Annotated in this window: 17 protein-coding genes; 15 read left to right on the top strand and 2 right to left on the bottom strand. The window is 30.3% G+C overall.

The genetic code is table 11. From position 1 onward, the window contains the following. Positions 1-219 precede the first annotated feature (219 nt). Both Q0845_RS15290 and Q0845_RS15285 read right to left on the bottom strand, forming a co-directional pair. Positions 220-1,071: a hypothetical protein gene (locus tag Q0845_RS15290; RefSeq protein ID WP_298514908.1), complete on the bottom strand. Its 852-nt coding sequence runs from the start codon at positions 1,069-1,071 to the stop codon at positions 220-222. Positions 1,072-1,246: 175 nt separating this feature from the next. Further along, entirely contained in the window at positions 1,247-1,459 is a 213-nt protein-coding gene (locus Q0845_RS15285) for a hypothetical protein (protein WP_298514905.1), read from the bottom strand. 142 nt (positions 1,460-1,601) lie between these two features. Between Q0845_RS15285 and Q0845_RS15280 the strand changes: the two genes are divergently transcribed. The 15 genes from Q0845_RS15280 (at position 1,602) to Q0845_RS15210 (ending at position 14,338) form a co-directional block, all read left to right on the top strand. Then, positions 1,602-2,150 (top strand): TetR/AcrR family transcriptional regulator, encoded by a 549-nt coding sequence (locus tag Q0845_RS15280; RefSeq protein ID WP_298514902.1) that lies wholly within the window; start codon positions 1,602-1,604, stop codon positions 2,148-2,150. A gap of 85 nt (positions 2,151-2,235) precedes the next feature. Next, positions 2,236-2,589 (top strand): hypothetical protein, encoded by a 354-nt coding sequence (locus tag Q0845_RS15275; RefSeq protein WP_298514899.1) that lies wholly within the window; start codon positions 2,236-2,238, stop codon positions 2,587-2,589. 4 nt (positions 2,590-2,593) lie between these two features. Beyond that, positions 2,594-3,082, top strand: coding sequence for a thioesterase family protein (locus tag Q0845_RS15270; RefSeq protein ID WP_298514897.1), 489 nt, complete (start codon positions 2,594-2,596; stop codon positions 3,080-3,082). A gap of 34 nt (positions 3,083-3,116) precedes the next feature. Further along, positions 3,117-3,539 carry a hypothetical protein gene (locus Q0845_RS15265; RefSeq protein ID WP_298514894.1) on the top strand — a complete coding sequence of 141 codons (423 nt, stop codon included), beginning with the start codon at positions 3,117-3,119 and terminating at the stop codon, positions 3,537-3,539. A gap of 158 nt (positions 3,540-3,697) precedes the next feature. Further along, on the top strand, positions 3,698-4,528 hold the full coding sequence (locus Q0845_RS15260; protein WP_298514891.1) for an AraC family transcriptional regulator: 831 nt from the start codon (positions 3,698-3,700) through the stop codon (positions 4,526-4,528). A gap of 154 nt (positions 4,529-4,682) precedes the next feature. Continuing rightward, positions 4,683-5,135 carry a hypothetical protein gene (locus Q0845_RS15255; protein WP_298514888.1) on the top strand — a complete coding sequence of 151 codons (453 nt, stop codon included), beginning with the start codon at positions 4,683-4,685 and terminating at the stop codon, positions 5,133-5,135. Then, positions 5,132-6,238: a sialidase family protein gene (locus tag Q0845_RS15250; RefSeq protein WP_298514885.1), complete on the top strand. Its 1,107-nt coding sequence runs from the start codon at positions 5,132-5,134 to the stop codon at positions 6,236-6,238. Before Q0845_RS15255 ends, Q0845_RS15250 begins: the two co-directional genes overlap by 4 nt. A 32-nt stretch (positions 6,239-6,270) precedes the next feature. Then, positions 6,271-7,143, top strand: a complete 873-nt coding sequence (locus Q0845_RS15245; protein ID WP_298514882.1) for an alpha/beta hydrolase — start codon at positions 6,271-6,273, stop codon at positions 7,141-7,143. 6 nt (positions 7,144-7,149) lie between these two features. Beyond that, positions 7,150-7,401, top strand: coding sequence for a hypothetical protein (locus tag Q0845_RS15240; RefSeq protein ID WP_298514879.1), 252 nt, complete (start codon positions 7,150-7,152; stop codon positions 7,399-7,401). A 38-nt stretch (positions 7,402-7,439) separates the two neighbouring features. Continuing rightward, the gene (locus Q0845_RS15235; protein WP_298514877.1) at positions 7,440-8,264 is read left to right on the top strand and encodes a hypothetical protein; all 825 of its coding nucleotides are present in this window, start codon (positions 7,440-7,442) and stop codon (positions 8,262-8,264) included. A gap of 122 nt (positions 8,265-8,386) precedes the next feature. Beyond that, a complete protein-coding gene (locus Q0845_RS15230; RefSeq protein WP_298514875.1) occupies positions 8,387-9,454 on the top strand; it encodes a hypothetical protein in 1,068 nt (355 codons plus the stop codon). 199 nt (positions 9,455-9,653) lie between these two features. Beyond that, positions 9,654-10,199, top strand: a complete 546-nt coding sequence (locus Q0845_RS15225) for a TetR/AcrR family transcriptional regulator (protein WP_298514873.1) — start codon at positions 9,654-9,656, stop codon at positions 10,197-10,199. Between the two features lie 333 nt (positions 10,200-10,532). Beyond that, positions 10,533-11,273, top strand: coding sequence for a hypothetical protein (locus tag Q0845_RS15220; protein WP_298514870.1), 741 nt, complete (start codon positions 10,533-10,535; stop codon positions 11,271-11,273). A gap of 305 nt (positions 11,274-11,578) precedes the next feature. Beyond that, complete coding sequence (locus tag Q0845_RS15215) at positions 11,579-12,091, top strand: hypothetical protein (RefSeq protein WP_298514868.1); 513 nt, start codon at positions 11,579-11,581, stop codon at positions 12,089-12,091. A 552-nt stretch (positions 12,092-12,643) separates the two neighbouring features. Further along, positions 12,644-14,338 carry a tetratricopeptide repeat protein gene (locus Q0845_RS15210; RefSeq protein ID WP_298514866.1) on the top strand — a complete coding sequence of 565 codons (1,695 nt, stop codon included), beginning with the start codon at positions 12,644-12,646 and terminating at the stop codon, positions 14,336-14,338. The last annotated feature ends 66 nt before the right edge of the window (positions 14,339-14,404 follow it).

Raw genomic sequence — 14,404 nt, 5'->3', positions numbered from 1 at the left:
TGAGGTGTTTTTAATTAGCAAAATAAATAGAGTGAAAGTATGGAAAACCAATTGTTATTCAACCAACTACTGACTTTCGGATTTTTCTCTTTCATGAAAAGCATTGAATGATTTTTACATATTCCAATATAGTGTCAAGTTTAGTAAACACTGCATGTAAATCATTCATAATAATATAGATATATAATCATCACAACATACTATCTATTTTACATTTTTCTAGTTGTCGCAATTGTCAATAAGTGCTTGTAATTCAGCAGTGTTATAAATCGTTATTGCCCCAGTATCAGTAATGATATCAAAAGGATATAAAATACTATCGTATGTTACATTTGGATCGTTTAAAGCAGCATTTAAATCATTATCATTGTTGATTTGTATTTGATTGATATAAACTGGGTAATTAAATGTTACACAATCCGTTACTCTTGACTGCTGGTTTTGCCCACCGCTTTGTGTTCCATCATCACCAGTTTGTGTTCCATCATCACCGCTTTGTGTTCCATCGTCACCAGTTTGTGTTCCATCGTCACCGCTTTGTGTTCCATCGTCACCGCTTTGTGTTCCATCGTCACCACTTTGTGTTCCATCGTCACTACTTTGTGTTCCGTCATCACCGCTTTGATCATTACTGTCTGTAAAGCCACAGTCATCAATTAAGTTTGAAAATTCAACTTCAGTTGTGATATCAATGACAACAACAGAGTTTGTAGCAAAATCAAATGTTTCAACTTGAAAAGGAAACTCTATGCCATCAATGTATAATGAACTTGAAGAGTTTAAAGCTATAGCTACCAAATCATCAAAGTTTGTAATTGCTACAATAGTATTATCATTGAATGATATATTTAGCGGATAAACGAATTCGAAACAAGAACTCAATACATTTTGGCTTATAGTACCATCATCATTTAGATTTTCGCGAAGTAATTCTATAGTCTGCGTAATGGTCGCACTCGCTTGCGTTTCCACTTGTGTTTCATCAGGAATTGTAGCTGCGTCATCGCTAGTACATGCACCGAAGATTAACAATACCACTGCTAATTTTAGGATGGTCAATTTTGTTTTCATAACATTTAAAAATTTATAGATTTATATTTTGACTTTTACCCTAAGACAACAACTCTATAAAAACCCCTACCTTTTTTTTAAAATTAAAATTTAGTAGGTTTACAGTCGAGTAAAGTCAAATTGAGAAAATGATTTACTTCATTTGAAAGTAAAAGTAAGTGAAGAGAAGAAAGAGTTAATTTCGGGCGATTTTAATCTTACTTTCTTCCATTAATGTTGTAGAATTACGCTTTAAATAGTCAAATAATTTGTCAAGCGCATCAAATTCAGAGCTACCATTTTGGATGCTTTTTACGACAATAGTATTCAAGAATTCTAATTGTGCTTCACTCAGTATAAGCCCTATTATAGATGCTCTATTTTGTATTCGAATCTTAAAATCAGACATAATTTTTTATAATTCAAAAGAATAATAGTAGTAAAGTTAACGCAAATACCTCGTCAATTTTAGACACATGTGTACAATTGGATGTAGTTTATTTTTTTATATAAAATAATTGCTAAAAAAGATAATCAAAAACACTCATACGATGGATAAAAATGTACTTCAATGGATTCAAATAGGATATACAATTTTTTCTCAGAAAGGTCCCAACGGAATTAAAGTTCAGACGATTTCTAAATTGATGGGAAAAAGTAAATCTTCATTTTATCACTTTTTTTCTGATAAAGAAATTTATATAGAAGCATTATTAAACTATCATCTTGAAAGAGCTTCAATTGTTATTGAAAAAGAAAGACAGTGCAAAAATGTAAACCCAGAAATGCTTCATGTGCTTATAGAGTTTAAAGAAGATTTATTATTTAGTAGACAGTTAAGAATTCACAGAGAAGTTAGCATCTATAAAGATTGTTTTGAAAAAATAAATGAAATGTCAGCAGAAGTCATTATTGGCATTTGGTCAGAAATGCTAGACTTAAAAGACAACTCTGCTTCGGCAATGTTAGTATTGAATTTAAGTTTAGAAAATTTTTACCTTCAAATTACAGAAAAAACCTTAACATTTGAATGGCTCGATACATATACAAAAGAGCTTAAAGCGATGGTTAAGAGTATTCAAAATGGCTATAAACCATAGTCCATTGTACACTAGTGTCTATAATATTGTTCAGTTTAGTTGTAGTTTTAAATCATAAATAAAACAACACAACTGACACGTTTACATGAAATTATTTAGAATACTAGTCATTGTCATTGCCATGGCTGTTTATACATATACAATATACACTGGACTGCATAACGGCTGGAATTTATTTTCAGTTTTCTTTGAAGATATCTTAAATGTTACGTGGCGAGGACAGTTTAATATTGACTTTCTAAGTTATTTACTACTGACAGCATTATGGACTTCTTGGCGCCAAAAATTTTCAAGTTTGGGGATTGTATTGGGAATGCTTGCTTTTGTTGGCGGCATCATGTTTTTGGCGCCATACATTTTACACCTAATTTATAAGAATGATGCGAATGTTCACAGAATTTTATTAGGTAAAAATATAACGAACGAGTCGTTAAAATAACTGTATGAAAAAAATCCTTAAAAGTAGTGCAAAGATACGATTTCAAGACTGCGATCCATTCAATCATCTTAACAACTCCAAGTATTTAGATTATTTTATGAATGCTCGTGAAGATCAAGTGCTTCAATATTATCATCTTGATGTATATAAAAACTTTATAGTTTCTAAAAATAATTGGGTAGTTGCTAGCAACCAAATAGCTTATCTAAAGCCAGTATTTTTAATGGAAGATATTGTTATTGAATCTCAGATATTTAATTGTACTGAAAGCACTTTACATGTTGAAATGACGATGTGGAATGCTGGTCAAAGTCAATTAAAAGCAATCTACTGGGTTAAATTTGTGTATTTCGACATTAAAAATTTAAAAAGAACAAATCACTCAAAGGAATTAATGGAATTGTTTTTAAAAGTTGAAACATCAATTGAACAACACAACTTTGAAGACAGAGTGCAATTTCTAAAAAATAACACCATCTCTAATGCACTGTAAATAGAAAAAGGTCAGTTTTTTAAATGATATACTAATGACGACAAAATTTCATAAAAAATATTTAAAATTTACCGCCATAGTTGTAGGCTCTTTTGGGCCTATATTTTTCTTAGGAACCATGCTTGCAACTTCCGAACCCGCACGATGGTCACTAGATCTTCTGAGTTGGCCATTAGACGGGCAACAAGAGTATGGCGCAGCAACAACACGATTTCTTTCTGCGCTAACAGGCGGTTTTCTTTTTGGTTGGGGAGTTTGTATTTGGTGCTTGCAAAAGTGGGTATATGATAGTGCGCCTGAGGGAGTTCGGAAATCAGTACTCGTCGGTTTGCTTGCTTGGTTTGTATTGGATAGTACAGGCTCTATAACTTCTGGAAATGCTTCAAACGCTTTATGTAACATTTTAGTTTTGTTATTGGCTGTAGGACCACTTTGGAAGCCCGCAACAATAAAATGAAGAAATGATAAAAATGATTTACCGTACTAATTACTTTAAATTCAAAATATTCTTGTTTTGCACACATTTACAGTTAGTTAAAAAAATAGGTTTTATGTTTTTTAGTAACGACTGTTAAAAAATATGTACGTATGTAACAATATAAACTCTTGACAATAATGAAAATTATTTCTATTCCTCCGAAAAATGATTTGCTTAAAAACTACATTGACTGTATTCATATACTTCAAAAAGAACATCATGAAAAAGATGTAGATATTATTGTCTTTCCTCATGTTAATACGGGTATTAGTTTCTCGAAAACTGCTAAACTGATAAAAGTAAATGCTAACTATTTTAAACTTAAGCACGATCCTAATAATACAGTACTAGTTTATTTTAATCATAATCTCAACACACCAAAGCGCTTGAGTTATGAAGGATTCTATTACGAAATTACCATTTCATTCAAACCTCTTGGAATATATGCATTTTTAAATAACGAAGTGCCCGTTGGAAACAGCGTTGATTGTTTTACACCGTTTATACCATTTCCCGATTTTGAAGAAACTGCAATAAAGATGCTAAGTTTGAATGACAAAACTACACTGGTTGAACAGTTAGAATCTTATATGCTTTCAAAACTGAATACTTTTGAACATGCCTTTTTAAAAGAAGCGGTGGAAGAAATTCAGGATCCAACATTTACAGTCAAAGAATTTACAAAAAAAAACAATCTTACAGTGAAGTCATTTATTTTTCATTTTAAAAAATATTTAGGACGAACACCAACACAGCATAAAAAAATATTGCGATTTAGGCACTCTATAGATAAAAAGTATGCAATGAATAGAAATAAAAACTTCACACAAGTTGCTTTAGATGCTGGCTATTTTGACCAATCACACTTTATAAAAGACTACAAAAACTTAATAGGAGAAATTCCAAAAGAGTTTTTCAAGAATATTAATGATTTTTTAGATACAGGTGTTGTACATGCTCAAGGCTAGGTAATTTTTTTACAATTTTTTTATTTTTTTATTTTTTTTCTTTGTCCCTAGACAAAGAATTTTTTTACATAACTAATTAATTATTAGATGTTTGTAACAAATTTTATTTCTTTAATACTTATGATTTAAATGATAAAATTTTAAATTAAATGTTATGAGAAAAATTATGAATTACAGTTTTTTAATCGCGATTTGTCTATCACTTTTTGCATTCAATTCCATAAAAAGTCCAGAAAAAGATATTGTAGGTGTTTGGAGTATTGACGAATCATTAATTCCGAAAACCGTAGAAAAAATACTTGCTAGAGTCGAAAAATCAAATCCTGAACAAGCCGCAGCATTAAAACAACAAAAAGAGCTCATAGCAGCAGGTGTAAGCGCAACTACTTTAGAGTTCAAAGAAAATAAAGAGTACATACTTACGACGGGTTTTGATAATATTCCAAGAATTGGAAGTTGGGATATCAGTATCAAAGATTCCACTTTAATTAGAACCGATTCTAAAGGAGAAATCTCAAAAGGTAGGCTTATAGAAATTAACGATTTAAGATTCAGAATTATTAAATCGAAAACAAACGACACTATCACTTATAATAAAATCAAATGAAAAAGATATTCACTTTAGTTAGTTTCTTTATTACACTTCATATAGGAGCACAAGAAACACTTTCTAGTATAAAAATTATATTAAAAGATAGTTCAAACAATGTTATCAGTATCAAAAAACATTCAAACTGGAATGCTGTTTTTTCTGACTCAAGCCTTGCTGGTAAAGAATTTGATGCTGTAATCATTGATTCACTTGGAAGAACCATCAAACCAATTTTACAGAATAAAATTATTCGAAGTATTTCAAAAGATGCTCATAATGAAAAGGTGCTGTATGCAGGAATAAAAGGAGCAAACTCTGGAGATGCCAAAGTGATGAAAAGTGAGGATTTTGGAAATTCTTGGGTATTCTTGAATGGAGGCAACCCTTTGTCTGAAAAAGCAGAAGATGTTCAAGAAATTGTAGCTTCTCCATATACAAATAAGTTAATCTTTGCGGGCACATGGAAACATGGGCTTTACAAAAGTACTGATGCAGGAAAAACGTTTGAAAAAGTTGTCAACTTTCCTAGTTCTGATGTCCGTAGCATTATTTTTCACCCAAAAAATGATCAAGAAATTCTGGTGGCAACAATTCCTCATGGTATTGTAAAATCATCAGATGGAGGAAATTCTTGGGAAATACAAAATTACCAAGAAGATCCTTTTAAGATAGTATGGAAAATGGAACAATCTCCGTACGACGCACATGAAATTTACGCTCTTTGTATTCGACAAGGATTGCACAAAACTACCGATTTTGGTTCTACATGGAAAAAAGTAGCAGAAGGTGAAAATGCAGTGTTTTACGGATTGGGTTGGCTCAACAAAAATGTTTTGTATTGCTCAACAATTGATGGACAATCAGGAAATATATTTATGTCCAATGACGGCGGTGATACTTTTACCGAAATAGAAAACCCTGAAAAAGATATTATAAGTGATTTTCTCAAGATAGATAAAACACTTTATGCAAGTGGGCAAAAAAATCTATACATAATCAAAAATAATAAAGTCAAAAACACAAATTATTTACTCCCATTTCCAACAATTTCCCATCTTTTAGAGGTAAAAGGAAAACTATTAATTGCTACTTGGGGCAATGGCATTCGTATTCTATAATCAAACAAAAAACATTAAAATTTATACTTAAAATGAAAAAGCTATTATCAATTGTTTTAATGCTGACTATATTTCAAGTTTCCTATTCTCAAAAATCTGTAGAATATTATGTTACACATAACGAGTCAAAAATATTTGTCAAAGAAATAGGAAAAGGACCCACACTGATTTTACTCCATGGTGGACCAGCAGACAATCATTTAAGTTTTATGCCTTATGCAGAAGAATTGTCAAAAAACTTCAGAGTCATCATGTACGATCAAAATGATGCAGGAAAATCGACATCAGCAACCCAAAAACCGCATACAGCAGCTAGAGAAATAGAAACATTAGAGTTTTTACGAACACATTTAAAACTAGAAAAACTGTCGCTTGTTGGACATTCATGGGGAACCATTCTTTCATTGATGTATGCAGAAAAATATCCGCAGCATATCCACAAAATATCCTTGATATCATCTGTTGGCACATCATTTCAATACTATATACAATTTGCTCAAAATCTTCAAAAAAAGTTTACACAAGAAGATATTAAAAAGATGCAAGCCTTAAGTTCGAAACCTAATGTAAAACCATCTGAATTATTAGACATCTATTTGCCTTATTACTTTTTTGACAATGCAAACATCAAAAAACTAACGAAGACAGATATCAATTTTAGTGTCAATAGAGAAATCTTGACGGACATTTCACAGAAGTTTAATTTAAGAGGAAAGGAGCCCATATTTAAGTTTCCAATTTTAGTGTTACAAGGTGTCTCAGACTTATTGACTCCCGAAGACATAAAAAAAGCTTTTTTAAACTTTCCGGATGTAGAAATAACTGCAATATCAAAGGCAGGACATTTTCCATATGTTGAAAATCCGAATGAAGTAACTCAAAAATTAACAACGTTTTTTAACTAAATACTTATGACAAAAATAAATCCCCTTTTTAACAGAATCCTCTACGGACTTTTTCTATTACTAACAGCATATTTTGTATTTATAGAAAAAGAATATATGACAGCAGCATCCAACCTTTGTATTGCCTTTATTTTTGATCCATTTGATGCCACCCAAGCCTTTAATGAAAGACCGTTTTGGCAAAAAATATGGTTGTACATCCATGTAGGAATTGCCGCCGCAATTCTGGGATATGGAATTGGAATATTTGATAAATAAAATACGAAACATGAATCATTAATTTAAACAGAATTGCTATGAAAAAGAACATATTTACAATAACCTTATTACTCTTAATAGCTTTAAATGCAATAGCACAAAACAACTATATCGTAAAAGATTTAAATGGTCCTTCAGGAATTATACAATATGAAAATAATTTATATATAGCAGAATGGAATGGTGGAAAAATATCAAAACTCGATTTAACCATCAAAGATGCACCTGTTGAAGAATACATATCTAATTTGATTACACCTAGTGATATGGTACTCTACAAAAATTACATCTATTTTGCTGAAGGAAAAGCAAATCGAATCTCAAGAATTGATATTTCAAAAATAAATCCAATTCGAGAAGATGTAACCACTGATATCATTTCACCAAGTTCTTTAGCCTTGCATAATGATGAATTATATGTTAGAGAAGAACAAGCAAAGAGAATTGTGAAAATTAATCTTACGAAGGAAAGACCTAAAGTTTTTGAGGTAGTCAGAAATTTAAAAAGCTTTTATGGTGGTATGATTTTTATAGATAATACGCTATACATATCAGAAACTCAATCACAAAAAATTGTCACATTGAATGTTTCCGACAACTCTAAGACATTAAAAGATGTATATACTGGTCTTAATGGACCTATTGGTATGGAAACATTTGGACATTATCTATACATTGCAAATGCATATGAAGGTTCTGTATTAAAAATAAACTTAAAAAATCAAGAAGAAGCAAAAGTAAAAGTTGCTACAGGTTTAAATTTTCCGTTGGAGTTATATGTCTATAATAGCGAATTATTTATTGTGGAACACACACCCGTTCCAGGTGGAAAAATATCAAAAATAAACTTGCTAAAAGCCTAATTAATTATTTCCAAAAAATTATTCATTACAAGTATTAATATCAAGAAAAGGAATAAAATTACAATCAAAGTTTTATAAAGCTTTGAAAATGGAATTTTGTTCCTTTTTAAAAAATAAGCTTTATGATTATTACAAAAAAACATAAATACCTAGCTGTTTTAGTATGCATTTTTAGTATTACAACGGCCATCAGCCAGACTTGGCAAAAATTAGAAACTGAATACTATCCAGGGAAACAAGACGACATTACATTTGTTGATGAAGATACTGGTTGGTATGTTAATGGGTATGGAAACATATACCATACGGAAGATGCGGGAAAAACTTGGCACAAACAATTAACACAAAAAGGTTCTTTCTTTAGAACCATTGCTTTTATAGATAAAAATATAGGATTTGCTGGAACTGTTGGTACAGATTATTTTCCTAATGTAACCGATACAATACCCTTGTATGGGACAAAAGATGGAGGAAAAACATGGAAACCTATAGCCTATAAAGGTCCTTATGTAAAAGGATTATGTGCTATTGACATAGTGAAAGAACAATATATCAATCACGGAAAAATTGACTATAAAACCTACCTATTTGCGGTAGGGCGTGTGGGAAGTCCAGCAAACATTATGATTTCAGAAGATGCTGGAGAAACATGGGAATCACGTTCGATGAATGCTAATTGTAAAATGCTGTTTGATATAAAAATGCTCAACAAAAACACAGGATTTGCTTGTGCGGCGACAAGTGCAGACATCGCTAAATCAAATGCATTAATTCTAAAAACAATTGATGGAGGGAAAACATGGAAAAAAGTATATCAATCTAACAGACTTTATGAAACTACTTGGAAAGCTTCATTTCCTTCAGAAAAAGTGGGTTATGTTACAATTCAATCCTACAATCCAGATCCAGCTGTGGCACAACAGCGTATTGCTAAGACAGTTGATGGAGGCAAAACTTGGGAAGAAATAAATTTGGTAGAAGACAACAGAGGAAGAGAATTTGGTATTGGTTTTATCACTGAAAAGCATGGATTTGTTGGTACAGTAAATTCAGGATATGAAACAAAAGATGGTGGACACACATGGCAGAAAATTGACTTAGGAATGGCGTGTAATAAAATTAAAATTTACAGAAATCATAAAGGTGAAGTCTATGGGTATGCTATTGGTGTCAGCGTATTCAAATTCTGAGATCGCTAACTAAAAAACATCTTCTTTATCATTATTAAAAAAAATGGAGGAAGTAATAGATACAAAAGCTGTTTCCTCCATTTTTATACTTTAATAAAGTATAAAAACAGGCAACTAAAGAAGCTTATTTTCAGTTAGGTACTATTTTTTTTAAGATAACTGTGTTTTAAAATAATATTAGAGGAATTCCAAAAAAATAATGGAGGAAAATAAAAAAAAGACATTCCCTTGGCTAACAGAAGGCTATAAAATGGTTGCTTTAGTTGGATTTCATAATTTGACTGTAGAAAAATTAGCAAAGACCGTTGGAAAAAGTAAATCGTCATTTTATCATCACTTTGTTGATCTTGAAATTTTCATCAATAGGCTTTGTGAATACCACATTGAAAGAGTTAAAATAATTGCTGTTGAAGAAAGTAAATGTAAAAATATCAATCCAGAATTGATAGAATATCTCGTAACTATAAAAATTGATTTGTTATTTCACAAGCAATTAAAAATACATAGTGAGAATCCTCTATTTAAAAAATGTATACAAAAAACGACAAGTATTATTGAAGATGTTTTTGTAGAGGTATGGAATAAAGAGATGGAATTCAACACTTCATTAATACTAGCAAAAAAGACACTAGGATTCTCTTTGGATAATTTCTTTTTACAAATAAATCCAAATACTATTCATAAGAAATGGTTAAGAGATTATTTGACAAACTTAAAATCGATGTTTAATAGCTTAAGTAAATAAAAATAGTGGTTAAATTAACTTTCTTTATTTGTGACCACTTCTCAATTTCTTTTAGTTTCTATAGAGTAAAAGGTAGTATCGTAGTACTTTATCTTCTACATTATTTATAGAACAAAACAAATATCTAGAATTGGTATTATATAAATGATCCAAAGGATTACCTTCTAAAATCTTATGCTGGTTTTACCTTCAATAATTTTTACATTTTTTGATTTATCAAATAATAAAATGGTGCTAAATATATGTTAAATATAGTTTCAGTTTTGTTCGTTACCGTCTAAAAAAAAAGCTTTTTTCTTCTTTACTTTGATTGTAACCAAAAAATAATTTAACATGAAAACAACAAACTTTTTTTCTATTTTCTTTGGACTTCTAATTATTAGTTTTTTTTTTAGTTGTAACAAAGAAGAAAGTCAAACTACCGAAGAAGATTCTATCACAGAAAACAAATTCACTACTTCTATTTGGACTCAGGAATATTTAGACGAAATGGGATGGGATTCCCCAGAAAACTATAGTGACAATGAAATACCAATAGCAAGCGAAAAGCAAGTTTGCCCTACACCATGCTATGATACTAACTACACCTATACTTGTGACGTTATGGCAGTAGATGGTTATATAAGCAGGTTTTACGATTCAAGGTATGGGGCACATTTTTTGTTAGCTCAAATCAATACTAATGGAATGGTTTCTGATATTCACTTAGAACATACATGGAGGGCACCTTTAAAAAATTATCCGAATGCGATAAGGGTATTTTTTTATAGCTATCAGTATAGTAATAATTATGGAGCTAAATTACTTACAACCAATCCTTGCGAATTGGGAGATTTAATCAATAGGAGTTGGAAATGTTGGGGTATGCAACAAAGTTGTGCAAGTAACCCATGGTTTCAATGGGGTATTGCAGGATATTTATGTGGCACTCCTACCTATTATAATGGAGTCAATTATAATATTCCCATTTATCGTAAAAGAAATGTATCTACCGGGAAATACTTATATACACAAAATCCTAATGAAGCTAATGGTTCTTATGTATTAGAAGGGCTCATTGGTTATGCTGGATGATCTCAATAATAAATACTTTTAAGATTGTTATAAATATCTGATAAATATTTATTATTATGGAAATACCTTCTAGATTTTTACTTTTTGGTAATTTTCATCAAATAGAAAATATATTGTTAGCAGAAATTTTAAGAAACTCTTAAAGTGAAAATCGGTCGCCATCAATTTGGTGACCGATTTAGATTTTAGTTTTATAAAAGGCTAAACTATTATTCATAACCAAATCGTTGGTATTAATTTAAAAAACAATAAGCAAATTGAATTATATCTATACATTAATCATAATCTTAACCATAAATTTGAGTTTGAATGCTCAATCATTTGTGGAAAATGAATCTCTGACCAATAATAATATATTGTCGGTTGATTCTTCAAAATTTCACGGACGTTGGCATCAAGTTGAAGTTATATTAACACTTGATGATTCGATTGGTTTCGCACCAAATGTAAAAGAAACAATAAAAAAATCAATTGAAACTCAACGGAAAGTAAAAGAGCAAATACAAAATGGTGAACTCGCTATTATTACTCAATTTAATCATGATGGCACCTTTAGTCACGAAATAGTTTATTCAAATCCAAAAATTCGCTTCCCAGCTTGGAGAGAAACTGGTACATGGTCTTGGGATGAAAATATGAATACTATGTCACGTAAGGCAGAAAATATGGAGTTTACGTCTTTAGAATTGGCTACCGTAAAAAAAATTAATAATGACGAATTGGTTCTTCAAGTAAAATTTATGAATGGAGAAGCTAAGGGAATAGTAGAAACTGTTTATCTAAGAAGGTTTTCTGAGACTAAAGTAGGTAAAAACTAATTCAAAAAAAGGATTAATTATAATATTCAATTTACGATCTTTCGGTTACGGCGGGAAATCATAGTTGATTTTCTATGGTGAGCCTTACACAATACCGCCAGACGTAATTAAAAATAAAAATATCTATAGTTGGGTAATCATCTGTATCAACAATAAATTACATTCTGTTGTGATGATCCATCTGGATAATTAACTTCTTTATACTCAAAATCACTTGGGTCAAGTTGTAATTCTAGAACTTTATTCAATACATTTTTAATACAATCTTTTTTTGTTTGGTTCACAAAAAATAGTCTGATTAAGAATTTATCCATATTTTTGAAAAGTATTAATCAATAAAATAAGAATACACAAACGAATACGATTGCACTGTCCGTAATCAACTCTTCAAATATTAAACAACTAAAAGTCAGTCAGATATAATTTTAGAGTTTTCAAAGGAAAAGCGTATAGCACGACCGTTTACGGGAACGCCCTCATAAATTTTTAATGAAATATTTTAAAATTATTTTTCTTTTTATACATAATTCTACTCTTTTAATTTACCTATCTTTGAGAAGAATAGAAAACTACCTTCCATTGATTTTAAATAATTCTATCGCTAGATGGCTCAGACTGAGCGTGTGCAAATTTCATATTTGCTTTTTCATATTATGTTTTTTTACAATTATATCTAATGCTCAAAAGGATAGTGTTGAAGTTGAAAAACTGTATAAAACTGGCTTTGAAAAGTTAAGAATAAAACCGCAAAAATCTATTGCTAATTTTGAAAATGCTATTGCTATTATTGACAGTAGCGATTTGCTAAAAGCTGAAAATAAAAACTATTTTTTGCTTAAGAAGGCTTTAATGTTAGATCAACTAGGGCATTATTATAGAGTAGATACGGAGTTTGTTTCAAGTTTAAAGGTTTTACAAGAAAGTCTAAAGATTAAAGAAAGTATAGGAGAAACATATACATTGTCAACTACCTATCGATCTCTGGGAAGACTGTATCTTCATAAAAAGGATACTGTTAAAGGATACCAATTTTATAATAAGGCTTTTGATGCTTCTAAAAAATATAAAAATGCAAAGGAGCATGTAAATGATTTAAGTGCTTTAAGTGCTTATTATTTATCCCATAATCAACATGAGAAAGGGAAAGTATATGCTGAAAAAGCCTTGAAATATGCAGATTCTATAGGCTATTCAAAAGGTAAATCCTCTGCAATTTTTAGATTCTCAAGATACGCACGTATAAAAAAAGACTACCAAACTGCTATCTCATATTCAAAAGAGAATAGCAAAATTTGTAAGGAAAATAATGACAATATAAGTTTAGAAAAGGTTTATAAAAACCTAGGGTATGCATATCGAAAATTAAAACAACCTGAAAAAGCAGTTCTTTATTATAAAAAATCACTTGATTTGTTAATTGAAATAGGGCTTGAAGGTCATATAGCAAACCGATGTTTATCGCTCAGTAATGCTTATACTGATCTTGGAAACCATGAACGTGCTTTTGCTTACTATCGCGGATATAAACGTCAGCAGATAAAAGACATGAATATAAAAAGTGTCAAAGAATTTGCCGAATTGGAAGCTAAGTATGCTTATGAACAGCAAAAGGTTATTGATAGTATTCGGTTTACAGAAATACAAAAAATTAAAGAATCACAAATCTTAGAAGAAGCTTCCACAAAATTTTGGAAAGTCACTACAATCATCGCTACTATATTTGGGATTATTATCGCAATCATTATTTTCTTATTACGAAAAAGGAGAGAACAGGTCAAACTTGGTGAGCTTAAAAATAAAATGTTACAGAATGAAATTGACTATAAACAAAAGGACATTTCAGATTTTGCATTGAATATCTCTCGAAACCATAAATGGCGAGAAGAACTATTAAAACATATCAAAAAAATAAAGAAATCTAGCTCTGTAAAAGAAGATGCTAATTTTAAAGCGTTAGAGAAAGCAATTTTAGATAGAGAGATTGTGGACAATTCTGCAATCGATTTTCAAAATAAAGTAGATGTTTTAAATACTGCTTTTTATGAGAAACTACATGAAAAATATCCAACTTTGACCAAAACAGAAGTCAAACTTTGTTCATTAATTCGACTGAATATTGATAACAATGAAATTGCAATTCTTCAAAATGTAGCATTGGAATCGGTGTATCGTAGCCGATCGAGACTCAGAAAAAAGCTAAATCTCTCTCCTGAAGAAGATTTAAATGCACTTCTTAGAAAATTATAAATATATTTTTATAAGTATCTGAAAATAAGTTTTTTATAATATTTATTTTTTCAATTGTACATGAGT

Origin of the sequence: uncultured Kordia sp. (assembly GCF_947489565.1) — a bacterium.
Taxonomy (GTDB): domain Bacteria; phylum Bacteroidota; class Bacteroidia; order Flavobacteriales; family Flavobacteriaceae; genus Kordia.
This window is presented reverse-complemented; position numbering and strand designations above follow the sequence as displayed.